This window comes from Roseococcus microcysteis, from assembly GCF_014764365.1.
GTDB lineage: Bacteria > Pseudomonadota > Alphaproteobacteria > Acetobacterales > Acetobacteraceae > Roseococcus > Roseococcus microcysteis.
Map to the genome: position 1 here is coordinate 1617400 of NZ_CP061718.1, position 24058 is coordinate 1641457.

Consider the following 24058-nt stretch of genomic DNA (forward strand, 5'->3'; position numbering starts at 1 on the left):
CTACTTCCAGCGCTTAAGCCATTCCAGGTCATGGCATAGCACCAAGTCGCCCATGCCGCCCCGCTTCGTGGTGGTGACGTAGAGGAACCACATCAGCAGCGCATTGTCCTTCAGCGGGGCGGGATTGCCGTCATCGCCGAAAGCCACGATGTGCGGGAAGGCGGCGGCCCAGTTCTCCAGCACGCGGCGCGGATTGGCGCCGGCCATGGCCATGATGGTCCAGAGGTTGAACTCGATGTGCACCAGGGTCCGGTAGCGCGCCAGCAGGTCTCCGGCACCGGCCAGCACCTCGTCCTCGCCGCCCTCCACATCCACCTTCAGCACGTCCAGCCGCTCGCAGCCATGGTCCGCCAGCAGCCGGTCCAGCCGCTGCACCGGAACGCGCCGGACCGTGCGCCCGGCGCCGGCGGCGGCAGCCTCGTGCGCGACCAGATGGCCGGTCGCGGAGTTACGGGCATCGGCCATGAACTCCGCCTCGCCGCCACGCGCGCCCAGCGCCATCTCCTCCACCCGGGCGCGGGGCAGGCCATTCGCCGCAAGGTTGTGGCGGAGATGGCCGGCATTGGCGGCATTGGGCTCGATGGCCAGCAGCACCGCATGGCCGGGTGCGGCCTGCGCCATGGCCAGCGAAGCGAGGCCGATATTGGCGCCCACATCCATCAGCACCGCCCCCTGCCCGCCCCCGGCCAGATGGGCCCGAGTGACGCGCAGCAGCGAGATGACGGAGCTTTCCACCACCCCATGCCGCAGGGCGGACCAATAGGCGTCTTCCTCCTGGCCACGGATGCGAAGGCGACGCCCGTCCAGCGTCACCTCCGCCTCGCTATGCGGCGGCAAGGGCTGGGGCGCGGCCTCGACCGGCACAGGCGCCTCGCGTCCGTCGCGTGCGGCGGCATAGGCGGCGCTGTCGAGGAAGGCCTCGCGCAGCGCCGTACCGGTCGGGCAGAGCTGGAGGGTGGCCTCCACCTCCTCCGGCGCCGGCAGTGTCCCATGCAGCAGAAGGCCGGTGGCGCGAATGGCCTCGGCATCGAGCGGCGCATCAGGCCAGGTGCCGATCAGCGGGCGGTTCGTGGCCGCGACCTCCGCCGCCTCGCCCGAGCGCGCCAGGTGGCGCAGCACGGCCTGGGGGTCTTGCAGGGAGGCCCAATTGGCGATGACCTTGTCGCTTTCCGGATCACGGCCGAGCACCAGCCGGTAAGCCCAGCGCACGGCGGCCACCATGTCGGTCTGCGCCACGGGGGTCTGGCTGGCGGCGTTCATGGAAGCGGTATCCCTGGCGCGGCGGGCCTGGTCAAGCGCGCGTCACAGCGCCCCCAGCGCCTCGTCGAAGAGCGACAGGGTGCGGTCCACATCCGCATCAGTGTGCGCGGTGGAGAGGTAGTATTTGCTGTCGCCCTTCATGATGCCGCCCGCGCGCAGATGGCGGTTCACCGCGGCCTGCACGGCGCCATCGGCGCGCAGCGTGTCGCGGTGATTGCGGATTTCGCCCGTGGCGTAGACCACGTCGAAGAGCACGGGCTCGCCCACCACCTGGCCCGTCACGCCGTGGCGGCGCAGCGCCTCGGTGAGGCCCGCCATCATGCGGCGCCCGCGCGCGAAGACATCGTCATAGGCGCCGGGGCGACGCAGCACGGCCAAGGTGGCGAGGCCCGCCACCGCCGCCACCGGATTGCCGGAGAGGGTGCCCACCTGCATGAGGAACCCCTCCTCGCCCACCTTCGCGCGGTCGAAATGCGCCATGATGTCGGCGCGGCCGCAGAGGGCCGCCAGCGGGAAGCCCCCGCCGATGATCTTGCCCAGCGTGCAGAGATCGGGCGTGACGCCGTAGTGGCCCTGGGCGCCCGCATAGCCGAAGCGGAAGCCGCAGACGACCTCGTCGAAGATGAGCGGGACGCCGAGGCGCGCGGTGACGTCGCGGATGGCCTGGAGGAAGCCCGGCACGGGCGGGATCAGGCGCTGGAAGGGCTCCAGGATCACGCCGGCGAGTTCGTCGTGATGCGCCTCGATCAGCGCCACGGCGGCATCGGCGTCGTTGAAGGGCGCGACCAGCACCTCGTCCTGGACACGGGCCGGAATGCCGGCGCTGTCGGGGATGGGGTGGGGGAAGTTGCCGGGGCGGCGGGGGTTCAGCGACATCAGCGCGTGGTCGCTCATGCCGTGGTAGCCGCCCTCGAACTTCAGGATCTTCTCGCGGCCACGGAAGGCGCGGACCACGCGCATGGCGTACATGTCGGCCTCGGTGCCGGAGGCCAGGAAGCGCACCTGCTCCGCGCAGGGCATGGCGTCCACGATGGCCGCGGCGAGTTCGATGCCGGCCGGGTTGTTGGCGAAGAAGGTGGTGCCGCGCGGGATCTGCTCCAGAACCGCCGCCGTCACCTCGGGGTGGGCGTGGCCTATGAACATGGGGCCGGAGCCCAGCAGGTAGTCGATGTACTCGCGGCCCTCGCTGTCCCAGACATGCCCGCCCTCGCCGCGCACCAGCGCGATGTCGGAGGCCATGTTGCCGAAATGCCCGCCGGGGAGGACGCGGTGGGCCAGCTGGACCATCTCGTTCATCAGGCGGCGTCCTTCGGCATCACCGCCTCGCCCAGGGTCTGCATGAGGCGGTTGGCATTGGCGAACATCGCGACCGACATGGCGATGTCCAGGATCTGCGCATCCTCCAGCCCCTGTTCGCGCAGCCGCGCCACATCGGCCTCGGTGGCGGCGGAGGGAGTGGCGGCCAGCTTCACCGCGAAGTCCACGATGGCGCGGGGGCGGGCCTCCATGGGCGTCTCCACGCCGTCTTTCATCAGCCGCGCCATCAGCGCCGGGTCGCCCTTCATCTGCACATAGCGCAGCGCATGGACCGAGGCGCAGTAGGGGCACCCGTTCAACCGGGATTCCGCCGTGGCGGCCAGCTCGCGCTCGGCGCGCGAGGCGCCGCGCGGCCCATACATGATGGTGTTGAACAGCTTGGAACGCTGGCGCAGCACCTCCGCCTCCTGCACCAGCAGCAGGTAGTAGGGGTTTTCCTTGGCCTTGGGGTGGCTTTCCTCCAGCACCTTGATCTCGTCGGGCGTGGCCTTGTCGAGGTCGAGGACGGGGACCCAGCTGGCCCAGTCCAGGCTTTGCATGGGGAAGCCGAAATCATGGGTGGACGGCATCAGGCGCGCTCCAGCAGGCGGAAGGTGGCCAGCATCCGGGCCATGAAGTTCATGTGCGCGACAAGCTGGGAGAGCATCACCACGTCGCGCGGCGCGAGGCCCGCCTCGGCCAGGGCCTGGACCGCGGCGGGCGTGGCCTGGTCGGGACGCTTCGTCAGCATCTCTGCATGCGCCAGCATGGCGGGCAGGCGAGGCGAGGCTCCGGCGCGGGCGGCGTGGTGCGCGGCCAGGGCGGCCTCGCCGTTCCATTCGGCCACGGCCTGCGCCACGGCGTGGCGCTCTTCCGTGGTCAGGCCGCTCTCGCCCTCGAAGATCGCGGCCTCGCTGCCGGCCACGGCGGCGCGCACATCGGGGCGCAGGGCGCGCAGCCCATCGAGCCGGCTGCCGGGTTCGATGCCGGCGAGTTCGTCCAGGAGGTCACGCATCACTTGGGTTCCATGTCTCGCGGCACGTAGAAGGGTGTGCTTTCCAGCTCGGGTTCGTCAAATGCCTGAAGCGCCTCGCGGATCGCGGGCCATTCCGCCCGCATCAGCGCCCGCAGGATGGCGTGGGCCACGCGCTCGCCCGCCACCATGACGCCGGGGATGTCGCTGGAGATCGCGCCCAGCGAGGCGATGGCGCCATGGTTCATCAGGTGGATGCGGCCCAGTTCCGACGGCGCGTCGGCGCCGCGCGGCAGAAGTTCGAAGCCCGTGCCCAGGAAGGGGAAGGCCGCGAGGTCGGGCCGCGTGGCGGCATCCGGGATCACGTCGCCGAAGCGCTGCGCATGCGGCGCGAAGCGGGCCAGTTCCGGCACATGGTCCAGGTCCACGCGATAGCCGGTGGCGACCACCAGGTAGTCATGCGCCACCTCGCGCGGGGTCTCGCCGCCCAATGACAGCACCACCTGCGCGCCCTCGCGCCGCGCTCCCAGGGTTGGCGCGCCGAAGACGATGGAAAAGCCCTTCAGGCGCAGCGCGCGGTGCACCGTCTCATGCGGCGGCGGCGAGCGCACGTCGAGCATGTAGCCCATCAACTCCCAGCGCTGCTCGGGCGTCAGCGCGTCCCAGCCGTGGAAGTAGTGCGGGCCAGTGCTGCCGCGGCCCTTGTTGATCTGCGGCAACGACTTCGCGCGCACATAGAGCGTGGCCGAGGCCGCGCCGCGTTCCAGCGCCGTCGCGGCATTGTCCCAGGCCGAGGCGCCGGCGCCGATCACGGCCAGCGACTTGCCGACCAGCGGCGCGAAATCCAGCGGCTCGCAGGCCTGGATGGCGAGGTCGGGCACCAGGGAAAGCGGCACGAAACTCGGCCAGACCAGCCCGCCCGCCCCGGCGCGCCCGGTGGCCAGCACCACATGCCGCGCCAGCAGGGATTGCGGCCCCTGCGGCGTCTCCACCGCCAGGCGCAGCAGCCCGTCCTCGGGGGCGATGTCCGTCACGCGCAGGCCATGGCGCACCGGCAATTCCAGCACGCGCTGCAGCCAGGAAAGGTAGTCCTGCCACATGGCGTTCGGGATCTTGTACAGCGCCCCCCAGGCCTCCGGCCCGAAGCGATCCTCATGCCAGGCGCGGAAGGTGAGCGAGGGGATGCCCAGGCACGGCCCCGGCAGCGTCTTGGGCGAGCGCAGCGTGTCCATGCGCGCCGTCGTCATCCAGGGGCCCTCGCGCCCCGGCTCCCGCGCCTCCAGCACCGCGATGTTGGAAATGCCGCGATGGATGAGAGCGCCCGCGGCCGCGATGCCGTTCATGCCCGCGCCCACCACCACCACATCCAGCACGGCCTCGCCCTGGCGGGCGCGGGGCGGCACCCAGTTGCGCGGCGGCAGGTTCAGGAATTCGAGGTCCCGGCGGACCCGCGCCTCCAGCGCCCCACTGGCCAAGCGGGTGGTCTGGTTCATGCGGCGTCCTCGGGCAAGGGGCGGCATTGCTGCATCGCGGCACTCTGTCACCACCCCCTTGCCCTGTCCATGCGACGGCCGCTGCGGGCCTTCCATGGGCATCAGCCGCCTGATGGTCAGGCGCGAGGCGGAGCGGGCGGCCAGGCGCGGCCCGGTGCCCCGGCCGGAATTTCGCCGGCCCGCAGCCAGGCGAGGGCCACTGGCCACAGGCTGTCCCTGAAGCGGTCGTGGAAGAAGGCGAAATGCCCGATGGCCTCCGCGCCGATCTCGGCCGGCGCGATCCGCCAATGCCGGCGGGGGCTGGCCTGATAATAGGCCAGCAGCCGGTCCAGCGCCTCGGGCGTGCCGTAGGGGTCATCCTCCAACCCGATCGCCAGGATGGGCGCGGTGACATGGGCGAAGCGGCGCAGCAGCGCGCCGGCATCGCCCCGGCGATGATGTGGCCCCAGGCTGTCCTCGAACCGGGCCTTCATCCGGCTCCAGTCGCGGACGACGCCGGCGGGCGTGTCCTCCATCCAGCCCAGGCGGCGCGCGGGACAATATCCGAAAAGCCGCGTGATCGCCGGCATCAGGAGGTGCCATTTCACATACATGTGGTGGCGCTGCGGCGCGGCGTAGTCGCGCCAATAGGCGTATTGCGCGCCCACCGTCAGGACCCGCGCGAGCTTCCCGTTCGACGGCGCGAGGCCGATGGCGAAGCCACCAATGGAGTGGCCGACAAGATGCATGGGCTGGCCAGGGAAGGTCGCCGCCGCATATCCCAGCGCGGCCTCAAGGTCCTGCTCGCCCCAATCCAGCCAATCGGCACCGAAGCCGCGAAGCCTGGGCGGGCGCGATTCGCCGATGCCCCGGTAGTCGAAGAGCACCACGTCATGGTCGTTCGCGAAGAGATAGGCGGCGAAGCGGGCATAGTAGCGGCACCGCACGGAGGTCGCGGGCGCGACCACGACGATGGGGCGCGACGGGCCACGGCCGCCATGGCGCCAGACGAACCCGCCCAGCACCGTGCCATCCGCCGCCCGCATCCGCACCGGGACGCCCTCCTGGCGCGCCAAGGGAGGGTTCGGCGCCGTCGCATGCCCCGGCCTTTCGTCCACGCCCTGCCCCCATGCCACACACCGCGGCGTCGGCCTTCTCGTGCCGCCCGGATGGACATCTTAGGCATGGGTGGGGATGGCAGAAAGACGCGCAAATCTTGGCGCGATGGTCAGTCAATTGTGGGAAAGTGGCGCGCCCGGGAAGATTCGAACTCCCAACCCTCAGATCCGTAGTCTGATGCTCTATCCATTGAGCTACGGGCGCTGGCCGTGACGGGGGAGTTACCGTCCCTCGTGCGGAAGCGCAAGCCCCGGGCCCCGCGCTTTCTGCGCATCAGGCCCGGGTTTCGCGCCGCCTCAGTTGGCGAGCTTCTCCAGCTCCCGCACCACGCTCTCGCCCATCACGCTGGTGCTGACGCGGGCCATGCCGGGCTGCATGATGTCGGCCGTGCGAAGGCCGCCGCCCAGCACCTTCTCCACCGCCGTTTCGATCAGCTTCGCATCCTCCTCCATGCCGAAGGAGATGCGCAGCAGCATGGCGAAGGAAAGGATCTGGGCCGAAGGATTCGCGACCCCCTTCCCCGCGATGTCCGGCGCCGAGCCATGGATGGGCTCATACAGCGCATGCCGCTTGCCCGAGGGCTGCACCGCGCCCAGCGTCGCCGAGGGCAGCATGCCGAGCGAACCCGTCAGCGCCGCCGCGAGGTCGGACAGCACGTCGCCGAACAGGTTGGAGCCCAGGATCACGTCGAACTGCTTGGGCCGCGAGCAGAGCTGCATGGCCGCGTTGTCGGCGTACATGTGCTCCAGCTCCACATCGGCGTATTCGGCCTTGTGGACCTCGCTCACCACGGCGCGCCAGAGGCGGCCGGACTGCATGACGTTCGCCTTCTCGGTGCTGGTCACCTTGTTGCGACGCTGGCGGGCCAGGTCGAAGGCCACGCGGGCCACGCGGGCGATCTCGTCCTCTGAATAGACCTCGGTATCAATGCCCACGCGCTTGCCGGCGGCGTCCTTGTGGATGCCGCGCGGCTCACCGAAATAGATGCCGCCCGTGCTCTCGCGCACGATCATGATGTCCAGGCCGCGCACCACATCGGGCTTGAGGCTGGAGGCGTCCACCAGCGGGTCCAGTACCACGGCGGGGCGGAGGTTGGCGAAGAGGCCCAGTTCCTTGCGCAGGCGCAGGATGCCGAGTTCGGGCCGCTGCTCGAAGGGCAGGCTGTCCCATTTCGGGCCGCCCACGCTGCCGAACAGAACCGCATCGGCCTGGCGCGCGGCTTCGAGGGTGGCATCCGGGCAGGGCTGGCCGGTGGCATCAATGGCGGCCCCGCCGACCAGGCCCTCATCAATGCTGAAGCGGGCGGCGCGGCGGTGCTCCATCCAGTCAATGACGCGGCGGACCTCGCGCATCACCTCGGGGCCGATACCGTCACCGGGCAGGACGAGAAGCTTCTTGTTGGCGGACATTCTTTTCTCCACCGCCCGGCATCAGCCGCCACACCAACCCTGACGCCGGGCGGTGGGGGCCGAGGCCGGGGCGGGCTTCAGGTTAGGCGTAGAGCCAGGGCTGGGCCGCGCGCTGGCGGGCCTCGAAATCATCAATGGCGGGCTTGTGCTGCATGGTCTGGCCGATGTCGTCCAAACCGTTCAGCAGGCAGTGTTTGCGGAAGGGGTCCACCTCGAAGGGGATTTCCTCGCCGCTCGGGCGCACCACCACCTGGCGCTCCAAATCCACCGTGATGCGCGCATTGCCGCCGAGCTTCGCATCCTCCATCAGCGCCGCGCAGATTTCGCGCGGCAGCTTCACGGGCAGGATGCCGTTCTTGAAGCTGTTGTTGTGGAAGATGTCCGCGAAGTCCGGCGCGATGACGCAGCGGATGCCGAAATCGAGCAGCGCCCAGGGCGCGTGCTCACGCGACGAACCGCAGCCGAAATTCTCGAAGGCGATGAGGATTTCGGCCTGGCGGTAGGGCGCCTGGTTCAGCACGAAGTCGGGGTTCTCTTTGCCCTGCTCATCATAGCGGAAATTGGCGAAGAGGCTCTTGCCCAGACCCGTGCGCGCGATGGTCTTGAGGAAGCGCGCGGGGATGATCTGGTCCGTGTCCACATTGGCCTTGGGCAGCGGTGCCGCCACCCCGGTCAGCGTCGTGAAGGGCTTCATGGCTCAGTGGCTCCCCTGCGGCTGGAAGTCGCGCACATCGGCCAGGTGGCCGGCCAAAGCGGCGGCGGTGGCCATGGCGGGCGAGACGAGATGCGTGCGCCCGCCCGGCCCCTGCCGCCCCTCGAAGTTGCGGTTGGAGGTGGAGGCGCAGCGCTGCCCCGGCGTCAGCTTGTCCGGGTTCATGCCGAGGCACATCGAGCACCCGGCCTCGCGCCACTCGAAGCCCGCCTCGGTCAGGATGCGGTCCAGCCCCTCCGCCTCGGCCTGCTGCTTGATGAGGCCGGAGCCGGGAACCACCATGGCGCGCACGCCGTCCGCCACCTTGCGGCCCTTGGCGATGGCGGCGGCGACGCGGATGTCCTCGATGCGGCTGTTGGTGCAGCTGCCGATGAAGACCACGTCCACCTTGAGGTCCGTCAGCTTCTGGCCGGGCGTCAGGCCCATATATTGCAGCATGCGCTCGAGCTGCGCGCGGCGCGTCTCGTTGGGCGCCTCGGCGGGGTTCGGGACGGTGGCCGTGATGGGCGCCACATCCTCGGGGCTCGTGCCCCAGGAGACCATGGGCGCGATCTCGGCCGCGTCCAGGAACACCTCCTTGTCGAACACCGCGCCGGGGTCGGACGGCAGGGTGGACCACCAGGCGACGGCGCGGTCGAAGGCCTCTCCCTTGGGGGCGTAGGGGCGGCCCTTCACATAGTCGAAGGTGGTCTGGTCCGGCGCCACCATGCCGGCGCGGGCACCCGCCTCGATGGACATGTTGCAGACCGTCATGCGGCCCGCCATGTCCAGCGCACGGATGGCCTCGCCCGCGAATTCGATGACATGCCCCGTGCCGCCCGCGGTGCCGATCTTGCCGATGATGGCCAGCACGATGTCCTTGGCGGTGCAGCCCAGGGGCAGCTTGCCATCCACCGTCACGCGCATGTTCTTGGCGGGCTTCTGCAGCAGCGTCTGGGTGGCCAGCACATGCTCCACCTCGGAGGTGCCGATGCCGAAGGCCAGCGCGCCCATCGCGCCATGCGTCGAGGTGTGGCTGTCCCCGCACACGATCGTCATGCCCGGGAGCGAGAGCCCCTGCTCCGGCCCGATGACATGCACGATGCCCTGCCGCGCATCGAGCAGCGGGATATAGGGCACGCCGAACTCGACGACGTTCTTCTCCAGCGTCTCGACCTGCACGCGGCTTTCAGGGTCGGTGATGCCGGTGCGGCGGCTGCTGTCGGTCGCGATGTTGTGATCCACCACGGCGATGGTGGCATCCGGGCGGCGCACCGGGCGGCCGGCCGCGCGCAGCCCCTCGAAGGCCTGGGGGCTGGTCACTTCATGGACGAGGTGACGGTCGATGTAGAGAAGCGCGGTGCCATCGGGCAGCGTCTCGACGACGTGGTGCGCCCAGATCTTGTCGAAGAGTGTGCGGGGCCTGTTCTCGGCCATGGTGCTTCCCCCGGAAGTGATCGTCACAGTCAAAAAAGGCCGCGCCTCGCGGCGCGGCCTTGGAAGGCTCAGCCCTCGGCGGCCGGCGTGGCCGGCGTGTCCTTGGTGCCGCGCAGCCCCAGCTTCTCGGCGATGCGGGCCGACTTGCCCGTGCGGCCGCGCAGGTAATAGAGCTTCGCGCGCCGCACCTTGCCGCGCCGCACCACCGTGATCTCGGCGATGGCGGGCGAATGCAGCGGGAAGACGCGCTCCACACCCTCGCCATAGGAGAGCTTGCGCACGGTGAAGTTGCTGTGCAGGCCGCGGTTGGAGCGCGCGATCACCACGCCCTCATAGGCCTGGGTGCGGACGCGCTCGCCCTCCACCACCTTCACCATCACGCGCACCGTGTCACCGGCGTCGAATTCCGGCACGGGGCGGGCGGCGACGAGCTTGGCCTTCTGCTCGGCGTCGAACTGCTGCAACAGGTTCATCGGTCAGTCCTTTCTCAATTCATCTAGGCCGCGGCAGCGCCGGCGGCAATGCGGTTCCACAGATCAGGCCGCCGCTCACGCGTCGCGGCCTCGGCTTGTTCGCGGCGCCAGCGGGCCACCTCGGCGTGGTGGCCGGAGAGCAGCACGGGCGGCACGGCGCGGCCCTGCCATTCGGCGGGCCGGGTGTAGTGCGGGTATTCCAGCAGGCCGGCGGAGTGGCTTTCCTCCAGCGCGCTCTCGGCGCCGCCCATCACGCCGGGCAGCAGCCGCACGCAGGCGTCGAGCAAGGTCAGCGCCGCCATCTCGCCCCCGCTCAGCACATAGTCGCCGAGCGAGATTTCGCGCATGGCGCGCGCCTCGATCACACGCTGGTCCACGCCCTCATATCGGCCGCAGAGCAGCACCACGCCCGGCCCCGAAGCGATCTCCCGCACCAGCGCCTGGTCGAGCAGGCGCCCGCGCGGGGTGAGGTAGACCAGCGGGCGCGTGTCCCCCTCCGGCATGGCAGCCGCGATGGCCGCGTCCACCACATCGGGGCGCATCACCATCCCCGCCCCGCCGCCGAAGGGCGTGTCGTCCACCGTGCGGTGGCGATCCCGCGCCTGGGCGCGGATGTCCTGGGCGTCGAGCCGCCAGATCCCCTCCCGCAGGGCACGCCCGGCGAGGGAAAGGCCGAGCGGGCCCGGGAACATCTCGGGGAAGAGGGTCAGCGCCGTCGCGTGGAAGCTCATGCCGCGTCCTCCGCACCGCCCGCCACGCTTTCGGTGGGCGGGACGATGACGAGGCGCCGCGCCGCCACATCCACCACTGGCACCGCGGCGCGGGTGAAGGGGATGAGGCGCTCGGGCGGGCCGGAGAGCACCAGGAAGGCGCCGCCGCCATGATCCTCGACCGCGCGCACCTCGCCCAGGCTTTCGCCCGCCTCGGTGAAGGCGGCCATGCCCTGGAGGTCGGCGAGGTAGAACTCCTCCTCCTCCGGCGGCGGCAGGGCCTCGCGGGGGACGTAGAGCTTGGTGCCGGTGAGGCGCGCGGCGGCGTCGCGGTCGGTGATGCCTTCCACGCGGGCCAGGTCGGCGGCGACCAGGGTCAGCACGAGCTTGCGGCCGGCCTCATCCACCAGCGGCCCATAGGCGGTCAGGCCCTCGGGCGCCGCGGCGAAGCTGCGGACGCGCACCAGGCCCCGCACGCCGTGCGGCCGCCCGATCTCGCCCAGCAGGATCATTCCCGCGCCCATGGTGCCGCCCTATGCGCCCCCTTGCCTCAGCCGCGCGCGGCCGCGGCGGCGCGTTCCTGCGCCTTCTTCTTCGGCGCGGACTGGATGGGCTGCTCCTTGTAGACGGGCATGGGAATGATGCCGGCCTTGCCCAGGAACTTCGCCACGCGCTCGGTCGGCAGGGCGCCCTTGCCCACCCATTCGGCGATCTTCTCGTTCTGCAGCCGCACGCGGTCGGCGTGCTCGGCCGGCAGCATGGGGTTGTAGCTGCCCAGCTTCTCGATGAAGCGGCCGTCGCGCGGGCTGCGGCTGTCGGCCACCACGATGTGGTAGTAGGGGCGCTTCTTGGCGCCGGCGCGGGCGAGGCGGATCTTCAGGCCCATGAACTCACTTCTCCTGTCGGTCTAGAATGGACGCTTGCCTTGGGGGAGGAGCGCGGACAGACCGCCGCGCATCAGCCCTTTCTGGCCCATCTTGTTCATGCGCTTCATCATGTCGCGCATGTCCTCGAATTGCTTGAGCAGCCGGTTCACCTCCTGCACGGAGGACCCTGAACCGGCCGCGATGCGCCGCTTGCGCGACGCCTTGATGAGGTCCGGGGCGCGGCGTTCCTTCACCGTCATGGACGAGATGATGGCCGCCTGCTTCTTCAAAATCGTCTGGTCGAGGTTGGCGCCCTCGAGCTGCGCCTTCAGCTTGCCCACGCCCGGCAGCATGCCGAGCATTCCGGACAGGCTGCCCATCTTGTTGATCTGCTTGAGCTGGGAGGCATAGTCCTCCAGCGTGAACTGCCCCTTCTGCATCCGGGCGGCCAGCTTCTCGGCCTCCGCCTGGTCAATGGTCTCGGCCGCGCGCTCCACGAGGGAGACGATGTCGCCCATGCCCAGGATGCGGCCGGCGATGCGGTCGGGGTGAAAATCCTCAAGGGCGTCGAGCTTCTCGCCCGCGCCCAGCAGCTTGATGGGGGCGCCGGTGACGGCGCGCATGGACAGCGCCGCACCGCCCCGCGCATCGCCATCCACGCGGGTCATGACGATGCCGGTGACGCCGACCTTCTCGTTGAAGGCGCGGGCGGTGTTCACCGCGTCCTGGCCGGTCATGGCGTCCACGACCAGCAGCGTCTCGTGCGGCTTCACGGCGGCCTTCACGGCCGCCACCTCCTCCATCAGCGCCTCGTCAATGGCGAGGCGGCCGGCGGTGTCGAGGATGACCACGTCATAGAGTTCGCCGCGCGCCGTCTCCATGGCCCGCTGCGCGATCTGCAAGGGTGTCTGGCCGGCGATGATGGGCAGCGAGGTGACCTCGGCCTGACGCGCCAGCGTCTCCAGCTGGAGCTGCGCGGCCGGGCGGTGCACGTCCAGGCTCGCCAGGAGCACCTTCTTGCGCTCACGCCCGCGCAGGCGCAGCGCGATCTTGCCGGAGGTGGTCGTCTTGCCCGAGCCCTGGAGCCCCACCATCAGGATGGGCACCGGGGCGGCCGCCGCGAGGTCAATGCCCTTGGCGCCATCCTTGCCGCCCAGCGCGTCCACCAGCGCGTCATGGACGATCTTCACCACCATCTGGCCGGGCTGGATGGAGCGGATCACCTCCTGCCCCACCGCGCGCTCCCGCACCTTGGCGGTGATGTCCTTCACGACCGGAAGCGCGACATCGGCCTCCAGCAGGGCCACGCGCACCTCGCGCAGGGCGTCGTTCACATCGGCTTCGGACAGGGCGCCACGGCCGCGCAGGCGGTCGAACACACCCTGCAGCTTGGAACCCAACGCCTCGAACACGATGAACACGCCTCCAAACGAAAATGCGCCGCTGCGCGAAACTCGCGGAGCGACGGTGATCCCGCATGGGGCGGGACCGGGGTCGGCCTTGGGCCGGAGTGTCGCGAATAGGCGCCGGGGCCCGGAGAGTCAATGGTTGGGAGTAGGACCGCCAACGGCCCTCACAAAAACGACCTATGGAAGATCAGGTCGGCCCTGCGAGGATCCGGCCGCAAGGCGGCCGGCGCGCCCAAACCAACCTCGCAGCCCGCGCGCCAGCAGCGGCGCGCAAGCCAAGCGCGCGGAGCGCGCGCCCGGCGTTTGAGGGCGAGAAGACTCGCCCGGCGTTTGAGGGCGGCAAAAACACCAAATAACGGCTTTGCCGTTATTTGGGCGCCAGCACCATGATCATCTGGCGGTTTTCCAGGCGGGGCATGGATTCCACCTTCACGATCTCGGCCAGCTCGGTCCGAATCCGCTCCAGCAGCTTCACACCCAGCTCCTGGTGCGCCATCTCGCGCCCGCGGAACCGCAGCGTGACCTTCACCTTGTCGCCCTCGCCGATGAAGTTCTTCGCCTGCTTCATCTTCACTTCGTAGTCATGGTCATCAATGTTCGGGCGAACCTTGATTTCCTTGATCTCGACGACCTTCTGCTTCTTGCGGGCCTCGTTGGCCTTCTTCTGCTGTTCGTACTTGAACTTGCCGTAGTCGGTGATCTTGCAGACGGGCGGAACCGCGTTGGGGCTGATCTCCAGCAGGTCCAGGCCCGACTGGTAGGCGCGATACAGCGCATCGCGGATGCTCAGCACACCGAGCATTTCGCCATTCTCGTCGATCAGGCGGACCTGCGGGACGCGGATTTCTTCATTGACGCGGGGGCCTTCGCGCGAGGGCGGCGAGGGCGGCATGGGGCCACGGGCTATGGTCTTCTCCTGTGTCTGTTGCGAGGCAATTGGGCAATCTTATGGGGCGGCGTTCATTCCGCTGCAACGGGGGTGCTTGACAAATCGGGCGCCATGCCCTCGCGGCGCAGCAAGGCCACGGCCTCGGCGAGCGGCAGCACCTCCTGTTCGCGGCCCGGCAGGCGACGGAGAACCAGCTTGCCCTCCTCCGCCTCGCGCCTTCCGACCACGGCCAGCACGGGCACGCGCTGCTCGATATGGTCCACCACCTTGCGGTTGATCTTCTCGTTCCGCAGGTCGGTCTCGACGCGCAGCCCGGCGGCGCGCAGGGCGGCCGCGGCCTGCTGGGCGAAGGGGGTGGCGTCGTCCACGATGGTCGCCACCACCACCTGCACCGGCGCCAGCCAGAGCGGGAAGCGGCCGGCGTGCTGCTCGATCAGGATGCCCAGGAAGCGCTCGAAACTGCCCAGGATGGCGCGGTGCAACATGACGGGGCGCTTGCGGGTGCCGTCCTCGGCCACATAGGTGGCGTCCAGACGTTCGGGCAGCACGAAATCCACCTGCAACGTGCCGCATTGCCAGTCGCGGCCGATGGCATCCCGCAGCACGAATTCCAGCTTGGGGCCGTAGAAGGCGCCTTCGCCCGGGTTCAGCTCATATTCCACGCCGGCGGTGACGCAGGCTTCCTTCAGCGCGCCCTCGGCACGGTCCCAGACCGCGTCCTCGCCGGCGCGCACCTCGGGCCTATCGCTGAACTTCACGCGGAAATCCGTGAAGCCCAGGTCACGGTAGATGCCCGAAAGCAGGTCCACGAAGCGCACCGTCTCGGCCGCGATCTGGTGCTCCTCGCAGAAGATGTGCGCGTCATCCTGGGTGAAGGCACGCACGCGCATGATCCCGTGCAGCGCGCCCGAGGGCTCGAAGCGATGGCAGGCGCCGAATTCCGCCATCCGCATCGGCAGGTCGCGGTAGGAGCGGATGCCCTGGTTGAAGATCTGCACATGGCAGGGGCAGTTCATGGGCTTCAGCGCATAGGTGCGGTCCGCCTCGTCCTTGTCCTCGACCTTGGCGAGGAACATGGCGTGGCGGAATTTTTCCCAGTGGCCGGAGGCTTCCCAGAGGCGCCTGTCCACCAGCTGCGGGGTCTTCACCTCCTCATAGTCGGCCGCGTCCAGGCGGCGGCGCATGTAGTCCTCGACGGTGCGATACAGCTTCCAACCCTTGGGGTGCCAGAAGACGCTGCCCGTCGCCTCCTCCTGGAGGTGGAAGAGGTGCATCTCGCGGCCGATCTTGCGGTGGTCCCGCTTCTCGGCCTCCTCCAGCATGGTGAGGTAGGCGTCGAGTTCCTTCTGGTCGCGCCAGGCGGTGCCGTAGATGCGGCTCAGCACCGGGTTTTCGGGCTTGCCGCGCCAATAGGCGCCGGCCACCTTCTGCAGCTTGAAGGCCGGACCGATGTCGGCGGTGGTCCGCATGTGCGGGCCGCGGCAGAGATCCGTCCATTCGCCCTGGCTGTAGAGGGTGATCACCTGGTCGGCCGGCAGGTCGCGGATCAGCTCCACCTTGAAGCGCTCGCCCTTCTTGACGAACACGTCCACGGCCTCGGCGCGGCTCACCACCCGGCGCTGGAAGGCGGCCCCGCGCGCGATGATCTCGCGCATCTTGGCCTCGATGGCCGGGAAGTCCTCGGGGGTGAAGGGCTCATTGCGGTGGAAGTCGTAGTAGAAGCCGTTCTCGATCGAGGGGCCGATGGTCACCTGGGTGCCGGGAAACAGCTCCTGCACGGCTTCCGCCAGCACATGGGCGCAGTCATGGCGGATGAGGTCCAGCGCCTCGGGGTCGCGGCGGGTGATGAAGCGCAGCTTCGCGTCGGCGACGATCTCGGCCGAGAGGTCCATCAGCCGGCCATCCACCTCCATGGCCAAGGCCGCCTTGGCCAGGCCCGGCCCGATGCTGGCGGCCACCGTCGTGCCCGTCACCGCGCCGTCGAAGGGGCGGGTGGAACCGTCGGGCAGGGTGATCACGGGCATCGGGGACTCACGATAGAACAGGGGTTGCGCGAAGGGGCGGGACCATGGGCACCCCCCGCCCCGCGGTCAAGGGCGGCCATTCGCGACCAGCGCTTGCGGCGCCCCCCGCCCGCGCGCAGATTGGGGGCATGAGCGAAACCAATGCGCGGCGCAGCGCGATCTATGTCGATTTCGACAACGTCCTGTCAGGCCTTCGCGAGGGCGCGGGGGTCGAGGTGGCGCGCCACTTCGCGGAGGCGCCGGAGGAGTGGCTCGCCTGGCTCAGCCAGGGCGTGCCCCGTCGCTTCCTGCTGCGCCGCTGCTACATGAACCCGGCCGGCTACCTCGAGGAAGCCGACGGCATGCGCCGCTATTTCAGCTCCTTCCGCTATGCCTTCCAGGCGGCGGGCTTCGAGGTGGTGGACTGCCCGCGCCTGACCCGCATGAAGAATGGCGCGGATTTGCGGATCGCGCTGGACGTCATGGACGCGCTGGCCTCGCCGCTCGCCCATATCGACGAGTTCACCCTGCTCTCCTCCGACAGCGACTTCGTGCCCCTGCTGCTGCGGCTGCGCGCGGCGGACCGGACCACGCGGCTGGTCGCCCATCCGGAGCTGGGCCGGGTGGTGCGCGCTGCGGCCGATGAGGTGCTGGGCCTCGACGCCCTGGCCGAGGCGCTGGGCTGGCAGCGCGAGGCCAACCGGGACCAGCTCTTCGGCCCCGACCTGAACCAGGCCATTCTCGGCGTGATCCGTGAGGCCATGGAGGGCGCGGCGGAGCCCCTGCACCTGCCCGACCTCGGCCAGATCGTCCGCGACCGCACGGGCGAAACGCTGCGCGGCAGCGACTATGCCGGCTTCGGCTCGGTGGATGCGATGCTGGAGGCGGCGGGCGGCTATGTCCGCCAGGACGGCACGGGCGGCGGCTATGTGCTCCGCCCCGAATGGCTTGCGGCACCGGAGCCCGCCGCCGAGCCGGCCAGCATCTCCGAATAGACCGCGAGCGTGGCCGCCTGCATCGCGGCCACGCTGGGCGCCGCGGCGCGGGCCGCCCGCCCCAGCCGCGCCAGCGCGGCGGCATCCAGCGCCAGCACATGGGCGATGGCGTCCGCCAACGCCGCCGCATCCCCGGGCGGGACGCGCCACCCTGTCACCCCTTCCTCCACCGTCTCGCGCGGGGCGCCAAGGTCCGAGGCGATGACGGGGCGGCCCATGGCCTGGGCCTCGACCACGGTGCGGCCGAAGCCCTCCGGCTGGGTGCTGGCATGGATCACGACATCGGCGGCCAGCAAAGCGGCGGGCATGTCGGCCACATGGCCCACGATATGTGTGCGCGTGGCCACCCCCAGACGTTCCGCCAAGGCACGCAGTTCCGCCACGAAACCCTCCCGCCCCTGGGCATCGCCCGCCAGCACGGCACGGGCGCCGGGCAGGCGGGCCAGGGCCTCCACCAGCACCGCCTGGCCCTTCCAGCGCGTCAGGCGGCCGGGCAGCAGGATGAGGGGCGCGCCCTCCGGCACCCCCCATTCCGTCCGCAGCGCGGCCACGCGCGCCGGGTCCACCCGCGCCGGGTCGAACAATGTAAGGTCCGCCCCACGCGGGATGATCCGCAGCCGGTCCTCCCCCACCCCATGCCGCGCGCGGATATGGTCGGCGATGTGGTGACTGATGGCGATGACGCGGTCGCCCTTCGCCATCACCGCGTTGTAGGCGCGCTTGCCCGGGAAATTCTCGGAATAGGTGGCGTGGTAGGTGGTGACGAAGGGCACGCCCGCCCGCCGCGCCGCCCACAGCGCCGACCAGGCCGGGGCACGGGACCGCGCATGGACCAGCGACACGCCCTCGGCGGCGATCACCGCCTCAAGCCGCGCCGCGTTGCGCCAGATGCCCCAGGGGGATTTGGTGGCGAGCGGCAGCGTCACATGCCGCGCGCCCAGCGCCTCCAGCGCCGGCACAAGCCGCCCGCCGGCCGAGGCCACGACGGCCCGGTGCCCCGCCGCCGCCAGCGCGGCCGCGATCTCCAGCGTGCCGCGCTCGACGCCCCCCGCCTCCAGGGCGGGCAGCACCTGCAGGATGGTGGCGGGGCGTTCCATCCCCCGGTGGTAGGGGAGGCGCGCCGCCACCTCAAGGCCATGCCCCCGCTTGTCGCCCGCCCGGCCCGGTGTCATGCCGGCCCCATGGACGAGATCACCGGCACCCTCCCCGCCCCAGATGGCACCCCCATCGCCTTCCGGCGCCTGGAGGGTTCCGGGCCGGGCATCGTCTTCCTGGGCGGCTTCCACAGCGACATGACGGGCAGCAAGGCGCAGTTCCTCGCCGAATGGTGCGCGGCGCGGGGCAGGCCTATCTGCGCCTGGACTACAGCGGGCACGGCGCCTCGGGCGGGCGTTTCGAGGAGGGCACCATCGGCCGCTGGGCCAGCGATGCCGAGGCAGCGTTGCTGGCGCTGACCCAGGGGCCGCAAATCCTGGTGGGCTCCTCCATGGGCGGCTGGATCGCGCTGCTGCTGGCCCTGCGCCACCCTGGGCGGGTGCGGGCGCTGGTCGGCATCGCCCCCGCGCCGGACTTCACCGAGGACCTCATGTGGGCCGAGATGCCCGAGCCGGTGCGCCAGGCCATCCTGACGGAAGGCCAATGGCTGCGCCCCAGCGCCTATGGCGATGCCTACCCCATCACCCGCGCGCTGATCGAGGAGGGGCGGAACCACCTGTTGCTCCGCACCCCCATCGTCCTCGACATGCCCATCCGGCTGCTGCACGGCCAGGCGGATGCGGACGTGCCCTGGCAGCACTCCCTTCGCATCGCCGAGCAGGTGACGGGGCAGGATGTGCAGGTCACGCTGGTCAAGGGCGGCGACCACCGCCTCTCCGGCCCGGCCGAGCTGTCACTGCTGGGCCGCACCCTGGCGTCTCTCCTCGGCGAGAATCCCGCGTAGCCCCTCGCGGAAGCTCGGATAGGCCCATTCGATGCCCAGCGCCGCCTTCGTGCGGGCGCTGGAAACCAGGCGGCTCTCGGCCCAGAAGCTGCGGCCCATCTCGCTCATGCGCGGCGCGGCCTCGGCATAGGGGATTTCGGGCGGCGGGGTCATGCCCAGGAGGCGCGCGGCTTCCTCCACCACCTCGGCGCCGGTGCAGGGTTCGTCATCCACCAGGTGCAGCACCCGCACCCCGGGCGCGGGCGGGCGGCTGGCGGCCGCGAAGAGGGCGCGGGCGATGTCATCCCGGTGGATGCGGCTGAAGCGGTGGCCGGGCCGCACCACCCGCCGCGCCGTGCCGGCCCGCATCTCGTCCAGCGGGCTGCGGCCGGGGCCGTAGATGCCGCCGGTGCGGAACAGGTCCACTGCCGCGCGCCCGGCCAGCTCGGCCCATTGCCCCTCCGCCGCCACGCGGCGCCGGCTGCGGTCCTGGGTAGGCGCTGGGGGCGTCGTCTCGTCCACCCAGGCGCCGCCGCGGTCGCCATAGACGCCGGTGGTCGAAATGTAGCCCACCCAGCGCAGGGGCGCGGCCCGCAACGCCTCCCGATGCGCGGCCCAGACGGGGTCGCCCTCCGGCCCGGGCGGGGCGGTGGCGACGAGGTGCGTGGCCGCCCGCAGCGCCGCGCCGTCGGCGAAGGGCACCACCTCCACGCCCCGCGGGGCGGCCACGCGGGCGGGGTCGCGCGCCGTGGCCAGCACGCGCCAGCCGCCGCGCATGGCGCGTTCTGCCAGGGCACGCCCGGAATAGCCAAGGCCGATCAGGGTCAGGGTCTGTGTCATGCGCCCATCTGGAAGGATCGTCGCAAATTCGGCAACGGGGCTGATTCCGCTGCGGCGCATCACGCCCTATGTTCCGGGCGTGAATCGCCGCCTCCCCCTGCTGCTCAGCCTCGCCGCGCTGCTCGTGCTCCTGGCACTCGGCGCGCTGTGGTGGCGCGAACCGCCGCCGGTGGTGAACGTCGCCGCCCCGCCGCCGCCCGCAACCCCCAGCCCCAGCCCCGCCCAGGAGCTTCCCCTGCCCCTGCCGCCCGAATTGCCACGGCTGAGCGACGGGCCGGATTACGACAACTGCCTCGCCCTGCTGCGCGACGACCCGGAGGAGGCGATGCGCTTCGCCCAGGCCTGGGACGCGACCGGCGGTGGCGATGGCGCGTTGCATTGCGCCGCTCTCGCCATGATCGGCCTGGGCCAGCCCGACACCGCGGCCGAGCGGCTGGAACGGCTGGGCGCCGGCAGCCGCGCGGGCGGGCTCGCGCGCGCCGCGGTCTATGGCCAGGCCTCCCAGGCCTGGATGATGGCGGGTGACGCCAACCGCGCCTTCGGCGCCGCCACCATGGCGCTGACCCTGGCCCCCAACGACCCCGACCTGCTGGTGGACCGTGCCGTGATCCAGGCGGCCCTGGCCCGCTACGGCGATGCGCTGGACGACCTGGACCGCGCCCTGGCGCTGGAGCCCGACCGGGTGGAGGCCCTGGTCTTCCGCGCCGCCGCCCTGCGCCACCTCGACCGCGCGACCGAGGCGGTGAACATGATCCAGCGCGCGCTGAACCTCGCCCCCGACAATGCCGAGGCCCTGCTGGAACGCGGCATCCTGCGGCAGCTGCGCGGCGACGCCGCCGGGGCCCGGCAGGATTGGGAGCGCGTGATCACCGTGGCGCCGGAGAGCATGGCGGCGAACCTCGCCGCGCAGAACATCGCCCTCAGCGAGGTGGGACCGGCGTCGCGCTAGGGCGGGCTCCACCTTCGATAGGCCGCCGCGCCATCGCGGCCTTCACGATCGCCGCGCGCTGCGCCTCGGTGGCGGTGGACCAGGCGGCGATCTCGTCCAGCGTCCGCCCGCAGCCACGGCAGACGCCCTGTGCGCCGACGCGGCATTCTCCGGTGCAGGGCGAGGGCGTGGCCATGGGGCGCTGCATGTGCCCTGCCCTCGCCCCCCTGTCCATGGCTTGCATCCGTCCGGGATGCACGGGATAGCTTGCCCGCCCGTTTCTGACCGGAGAGTGGAATGCCCCATTTCGACATGATCCTGCGCGGCGGCCAGGCCGTCCTGCCCTGGGGCATCGAGCCTTTGGACATCGGCGTGCGCGACGGGCGCATCGCCGCCATGGGCGACCTCCGCCGAGCCGAGGCCGAGCAGGTGCTGGACTGCGCGCGACTGCATGTCCTGCCCGGGCTGATTGATGCCCATGTCCATCTGCGCGAGCCGGGTGACCCCAATGTCGAGACGATCGCCACCGGCACCAGGGCCGCCGTGCTGGGTGGGCTGGCGGCGGTGTTCGACATGCCCAACACCAACCCCTCCATCACCGACAGCGACCAGCTGGCCTGGAAGCGCGGCCATGTGAGCGAACACGCCTGGTGCGACATGGGCATCTATGTCGGCGCCTCGAAGAAGAACATCGCCGACCTCGCCGCGCTGGAAGCGGAAGACAATGTCTGCGCGGTGAAGGTCTTCGCCGGCTCCTCCACCGGTGACCTGCTGATCGAGGATGACGCGACGCTGGAGGCCGTGATGCGCTCCGGCCGCCGACGCATCTGCTACCATTCCGAGGACGAATACCGGCTGCAGGAGCGCAAGAAGCTCTTCACCTCCGGCATGCCGCACCGCAACCACATGGAGTGGCGCGACGTCGAGACCGCCATGCTGGGCACGAAGCGCCTGATGGCCCTGGCCCGCAAGACCGGCCGCCCCGCCCATATCCTGCACGTGAGCAGCGCGGAGGAGCTGGAATACCTGGCCGGCTTCCGCGACCTCTGCACCGTCGAGGTGCTGATGAACCACCTGACCCAGACCGACGAGGCCTATGACCGCCTCGGCGGCTATGCCGTGATGAACCCCCCCATCCGCGACCGCCGCCACCTGGAGGCCGCCTGGGAGGCCGTCCGCAACGGCACGGTGGACGTGGTGGGCAGCGACCATGCGCCCCACAGCCGCGCCGCCAAGGAACGCCCCTGGCCCGACACGGCGGCGGGCCTGACCGGCGTGCAGACCATCGTGCCCGTCATGCTGGACCATGTGAGCCAGGGGCGCCTGAGCCTCATGCGGCTGGTGGACCTGATGTGCGCGGGGCCGGCGCGGGTCTATGGCGCGGTGAACAAGGGGCGGCTCGCGGTCGGCTATGACGCCGACTTCACCCTGGTGGACATGGCCGCCAGCCGCGAGATCACCGAGGACTGGATCGCGAGCCCCTGCGGCTGGACGCCCTTCGCCGGCTATCGCTGCCAGGGCTGGCCGGTGGGGACCATCGTGCGCGGCCATGCGGTCATGCGCGAGGGCGAGGTGCTGGGCGCGCCGGTCGGCAAGCCCGTGCAGTTCAGGTAGGTCACAGGAACTTGCCGCGCTCCAGGATTTCGAGCGTGTACTCCCGGTAGGTCATGCCGAGCTCCTCGGCGCGGGCGAGGCGCCGCAGCGCGATCTCCGGCGGCGGCGTCTTCCAGGCGCGGCGATGCGCGCGGCGCCAGGCCCATAGCCGCCAGGAGGCGCCGCCCGGGTCCTCCTCCTCCAGCGGCGGGCCGCCATTGTGGCCGAGAGGGGCCGTCACGCGAGGCGCTTGTACATGATGGCCGTGCCCTCCAGCCGGTCCTCCCGCGCCGCGCGCGCCCAGCCGGGCAGCACGCCCACCAACACATAGCCCAGCGATTCATAGAGAGGCTGCGCCGCGCTGCCCGCCACGGTGTCCAGCGTGAGCAGGCTGCGCCCCTCGGCGCGGGCGATGGGCTCCATCGCCTGCATCAGCGCCCGGCCCAGCCCCTGGCGGCGGGAATCGGGACGGACCAGCACCTTGCAGACCTCGGCGCGGTGGCGCTGGTTGGGCGGGGTGGCGAGGTCGAGCTGGGCGGTGCCCAGGATGCGCCCCGCGCGGCTTGCCACCAGCAGCCGGCGTTCGCCCGCCGCCACGGCGGGCAGCACCTTGGCGCGCCACCAGTGGGCAGCATCCTCAACGGCGAAGGGCAGGATGAACCCCACGCTGGCCCCGCCATGGACGCAGCCATGCAGGATTTCGGACAGGGCCGGCAGCGCGGCCTCGGCGGCGGTGGCGTCCAGTTCCTGAATGGTCATGGCGCGGCGATCGCGATGAGGTAGGCCGCGCCCTCCGGCCCCGCCGCCAGCCTTGTGGGGCCGGTCAGGATCAGGCGCAGGCAGTCGCCTGGTGCCAGATCCCAGCCCTGCGGGCCATGCTCGAAGCGCAGCGCGCCCGCCGTCAGCAGCAAATGCTGTTCCATCCGCGGCACGGGCGGGGCCGGGTAGGCGATGGCCGCCCCCGCGGGCAATTCGCCCGCCACCATCTCCATCCGCAGCCCCGCCCCGGGGGGCGAGGCGGCGCGGCGGCGGAAGCCCGTCTCGGGGTCGGTCCAGCGGGGCTGGTCGGCCAGGCGCACCAGCGCGGGGGCGGTGCCCTCGGCCTCGGCCATCAGGCGCGAGAGGGTCCAGCCATGCACGGCGCAGAGACGGCCGAGCATGGCGGCGGTGGGGCTGGTCTCCCCGCGTTCGAGGCGGGAGAGGGTGGCGCGGGAAATGCCGCTGCGCTGGGCCAGCTCCTCCAGCGACAGGCCGGATTCGGCGCGCAGCGCGGCCAGGCGGGCGGCGAGGCGGCGTTCAAGCGGGTCATCCACCAGCGTGGCGTCTTGCATGTGAGAAAATTTCTCACCAACAAGATGCCGCGTCAAGCGCCTCTCAGAACAGTCCGGGCCAGCGGGCGGTGCGGTCGGCCTCCTGCGCCGGGGTCAGGCCGGTGGGGCCGTCCACCACGCCGCGCGGGCCATTGGCCAAAGGTGGGCCCAGCAGGGGCGGCCGCGTCACCCAGCAATCCGTCTGGCCCAGGCTGCGCGTGCAATAGGGCGCGTTGCCGGGCGCGGGGGCGGCGGCGGCGCAATAGCTCATGCCGCGGTCCAGCCGGACGATGGAGCAATCCCGCCCCGTGACGGCGCTGACGATCAAATCCGGCGGCGCGCGGCCCGTCAGCGGGAGGGAGACGACCGTCGCCGCGCCCAGCCCGACCAGGGTCGGGCCATCACAGGCGGGCAGCGCCAGGGCCAGCAGCAGGGGGAGGAAACGCCGGGGAAAGGGAGCCATTCCC

Annotated in this window: 27 protein-coding genes and 1 tRNA gene; 4 read left to right on the forward strand and 24 right to left on the reverse strand. The window is 70.9% G+C overall.

Annotated elements, in window-relative coordinates; translation table 11 throughout:
• The 17 genes from ICW72_RS07735 to thrS form a co-directional block, all read right to left on the reverse strand.
• Window positions 1-1260: an FkbM family methyltransferase gene (locus tag ICW72_RS07735; protein WP_191085672.1), complete on the reverse strand. Its 1260-nt coding sequence runs from the start codon at window positions 1258-1260 to the stop codon at window positions 1-3.
• Window positions 1261-1302: 42 nt separating this feature from the next.
• The gene (locus ICW72_RS07740; RefSeq protein WP_191085673.1) at window positions 1303-2556 is read right to left on the reverse strand and encodes an aspartate aminotransferase family protein; all 1254 of its coding nucleotides are present in this window, start codon (window positions 2554-2556) and stop codon (window positions 1303-1305) included.
• Complete coding sequence (locus ICW72_RS07745; protein WP_191085674.1) at window positions 2556-3146, reverse strand: peroxidase-related enzyme; 591 nt, start codon at window positions 3144-3146, stop codon at window positions 2556-2558. The genes ICW72_RS07740 and ICW72_RS07745 overlap by 1 nt, the downstream gene beginning before the upstream one ends.
• Window positions 3146-3571: a carboxymuconolactone decarboxylase family protein gene (locus ICW72_RS07750; RefSeq protein ID WP_191085675.1), complete on the reverse strand. Its 426-nt coding sequence runs from the start codon at window positions 3569-3571 to the stop codon at window positions 3146-3148. Before ICW72_RS07750 ends, ICW72_RS07745 begins: the two co-directional genes overlap by 1 nt.
• Complete coding sequence (locus ICW72_RS07755) at window positions 3571-5022, reverse strand: NAD(P)-binding domain-containing protein (RefSeq protein WP_191085676.1); 1452 nt, start codon at window positions 5020-5022, stop codon at window positions 3571-3573. The genes ICW72_RS07750 and ICW72_RS07755 overlap by 1 nt, the downstream gene beginning before the upstream one ends.
• A gap of 116 nt (window positions 5023-5138) precedes the next feature.
• Complete coding sequence (locus ICW72_RS07760) at window positions 5139-6077, reverse strand: alpha/beta hydrolase family protein (RefSeq protein ID WP_223880898.1); 939 nt, start codon at window positions 6075-6077, stop codon at window positions 5139-5141.
• 171 nt (window positions 6078-6248) lie between these two features.
• Window positions 6249-6324: transfer RNA gene (locus tag ICW72_RS07765), tRNA-Arg, on the reverse strand.
• A gap of 92 nt (window positions 6325-6416) precedes the next feature.
• Window positions 6417-7529 carry a 3-isopropylmalate dehydrogenase gene (gene leuB / locus ICW72_RS07770; protein ID WP_184385718.1) on the reverse strand — a complete coding sequence of 371 codons (1113 nt, stop codon included), beginning with the start codon at window positions 7527-7529 and terminating at the stop codon, window positions 6417-6419.
• An 82-nt stretch (window positions 7530-7611) separates the two neighbouring features.
• Window positions 7612-8223 (reverse strand): 3-isopropylmalate dehydratase small subunit, encoded by a 612-nt coding sequence (gene leuD / locus ICW72_RS07775; RefSeq protein WP_191085677.1) that lies wholly within the window; start codon window positions 8221-8223, stop codon window positions 7612-7614.
• A gap of 3 nt (window positions 8224-8226) precedes the next feature.
• Window positions 8227-9657: a 3-isopropylmalate dehydratase large subunit gene (gene leuC, locus ICW72_RS07780; protein WP_191085678.1), complete on the reverse strand. Its 1431-nt coding sequence runs from the start codon at window positions 9655-9657 to the stop codon at window positions 8227-8229.
• A 68-nt stretch (window positions 9658-9725) separates the two neighbouring features.
• Window positions 9726-10130: a 50S ribosomal protein L19 gene (gene rplS / locus ICW72_RS07785; RefSeq protein WP_184385713.1), complete on the reverse strand. Its 405-nt coding sequence runs from the start codon at window positions 10128-10130 to the stop codon at window positions 9726-9728.
• Between the two features lie 23 nt (window positions 10131-10153).
• On the reverse strand, window positions 10154-10861 hold the full coding sequence (trmD, locus tag ICW72_RS07790; RefSeq protein WP_191085679.1) for a tRNA (guanosine(37)-N1)-methyltransferase TrmD: 708 nt from the start codon (window positions 10859-10861) through the stop codon (window positions 10154-10156).
• On the reverse strand, window positions 10858-11364 hold the full coding sequence (rimM, locus tag ICW72_RS07795; protein ID WP_191085680.1) for a ribosome maturation factor RimM: 507 nt from the start codon (window positions 11362-11364) through the stop codon (window positions 10858-10860). Before rimM ends, trmD begins: the two co-directional genes overlap by 4 nt.
• Before the next feature lie 26 nt (window positions 11365-11390).
• Window positions 11391-11726, reverse strand: coding sequence for a 30S ribosomal protein S16 (gene rpsP / locus ICW72_RS07800; RefSeq protein ID WP_191085681.1), 336 nt, complete (start codon window positions 11724-11726; stop codon window positions 11391-11393).
• Window positions 11727-11747: 21 nt separating this feature from the next.
• Window positions 11748-13118 (reverse strand): signal recognition particle protein, encoded by a 1371-nt coding sequence (gene ffh, locus ICW72_RS07805; protein WP_191086177.1) that lies wholly within the window; start codon window positions 13116-13118, stop codon window positions 11748-11750.
• 364 nt (window positions 13119-13482) lie between these two features.
• Window positions 13483-14007, reverse strand: a complete 525-nt coding sequence (gene infC / locus ICW72_RS07810) for a translation initiation factor IF-3 (protein WP_191085682.1) — start codon at window positions 14005-14007, stop codon at window positions 13483-13485.
• Between the two features lie 68 nt (window positions 14008-14075).
• Entirely contained in the window at window positions 14076-16028 is a 1953-nt protein-coding gene (thrS, locus tag ICW72_RS07815; protein ID WP_191085683.1) for a threonine--tRNA ligase, read from the reverse strand.
• Between the two features lie 128 nt (window positions 16029-16156).
• On the opposite strand from thrS, the gene ICW72_RS07820 reads away from it, so the two are divergent.
• Complete coding sequence (locus tag ICW72_RS07820; RefSeq protein WP_191085684.1) at window positions 16157-17002, forward strand: NYN domain-containing protein; 846 nt, start codon at window positions 16157-16159, stop codon at window positions 17000-17002.
• On the opposite strand, the gene ICW72_RS07825 is transcribed toward ICW72_RS07820, so the two are convergent.
• Complete coding sequence (locus ICW72_RS07825) at window positions 16933-18174, reverse strand: glycosyltransferase family 4 protein (RefSeq protein ID WP_223880899.1); 1242 nt, start codon at window positions 18172-18174, stop codon at window positions 16933-16935. The two genes, ICW72_RS07820 and ICW72_RS07825, sit on opposite strands and share 70 nt — an antisense overlap.
• A gap of 152 nt (window positions 18175-18326) precedes the next feature.
• Between ICW72_RS07825 and ICW72_RS07830 the strand changes: the two genes are divergently transcribed.
• Complete coding sequence (locus ICW72_RS07830; protein WP_332308986.1) at window positions 18327-18941, forward strand: alpha/beta hydrolase; 615 nt, start codon at window positions 18327-18329, stop codon at window positions 18939-18941.
• Here ICW72_RS07830 and ICW72_RS07835 read toward each other — a convergent pair.
• A complete protein-coding gene (locus ICW72_RS07835; RefSeq protein ID WP_191085685.1) occupies window positions 18891-19760 on the reverse strand; it encodes an SDR family oxidoreductase in 870 nt (289 codons plus the stop codon). The two genes, ICW72_RS07830 and ICW72_RS07835, sit on opposite strands and share 51 nt — an antisense overlap.
• A 79-nt stretch (window positions 19761-19839) precedes the next feature.
• Between ICW72_RS07835 and ICW72_RS07840 the strand changes: the two genes are divergently transcribed.
• Window positions 19840-20709, forward strand: a complete 870-nt coding sequence (locus ICW72_RS07840) for a tetratricopeptide repeat protein (RefSeq protein ID WP_223880900.1) — start codon at window positions 19840-19842, stop codon at window positions 20707-20709.
• On the opposite strand, the gene ICW72_RS21310 is transcribed toward ICW72_RS07840, so the two are convergent.
• Window positions 20681-20932, reverse strand: a complete 252-nt coding sequence (locus ICW72_RS21310; RefSeq protein ID WP_408639223.1) for a DUF1289 domain-containing protein — start codon at window positions 20930-20932, stop codon at window positions 20681-20683. The genes ICW72_RS07840 and ICW72_RS21310 overlap by 29 nt on opposite strands.
• 53 nt (window positions 20933-20985) lie before the next feature.
• Between ICW72_RS21310 and ICW72_RS07850 the strand changes: the two genes are divergently transcribed.
• Window positions 20986-22302, forward strand: a complete 1317-nt coding sequence (locus ICW72_RS07850; protein WP_191085688.1) for a dihydroorotase — start codon at window positions 20986-20988, stop codon at window positions 22300-22302.
• Window position 22303: 1 nt separating this feature from the next.
• Here the strand turns inward: ICW72_RS07850 and ICW72_RS07855 are convergent, their stop codons facing one another.
• Genes ICW72_RS07855 through ICW72_RS07870 form a run of 4 tightly spaced genes read right to left on the reverse strand, consistent with a single transcriptional unit; the run spans window position 22304 to window position 24054 of the window.
• Window positions 22304-22522 (reverse strand): hypothetical protein, encoded by a 219-nt coding sequence (locus ICW72_RS07855; RefSeq protein WP_191085689.1) that lies wholly within the window; start codon window positions 22520-22522, stop codon window positions 22304-22306.
• Window positions 22519-23040 (reverse strand): GNAT family N-acetyltransferase, encoded by a 522-nt coding sequence (locus ICW72_RS07860; protein ID WP_191085690.1) that lies wholly within the window; start codon window positions 23038-23040, stop codon window positions 22519-22521. The genes ICW72_RS07855 and ICW72_RS07860 overlap by 4 nt, the downstream gene beginning before the upstream one ends.
• Window positions 23037-23612, reverse strand: a complete 576-nt coding sequence (locus ICW72_RS07865; protein ID WP_191085691.1) for a helix-turn-helix domain-containing protein — start codon at window positions 23610-23612, stop codon at window positions 23037-23039. The genes ICW72_RS07860 and ICW72_RS07865 overlap by 4 nt, the downstream gene beginning before the upstream one ends.
• A gap of 43 nt (window positions 23613-23655) precedes the next feature.
• A complete protein-coding gene (locus ICW72_RS07870) occupies window positions 23656-24054 on the reverse strand; it encodes a hypothetical protein (protein ID WP_191085692.1) in 399 nt (132 codons plus the stop codon).
• Between the last annotated feature and the right edge of the window lie 4 nt (window positions 24055-24058).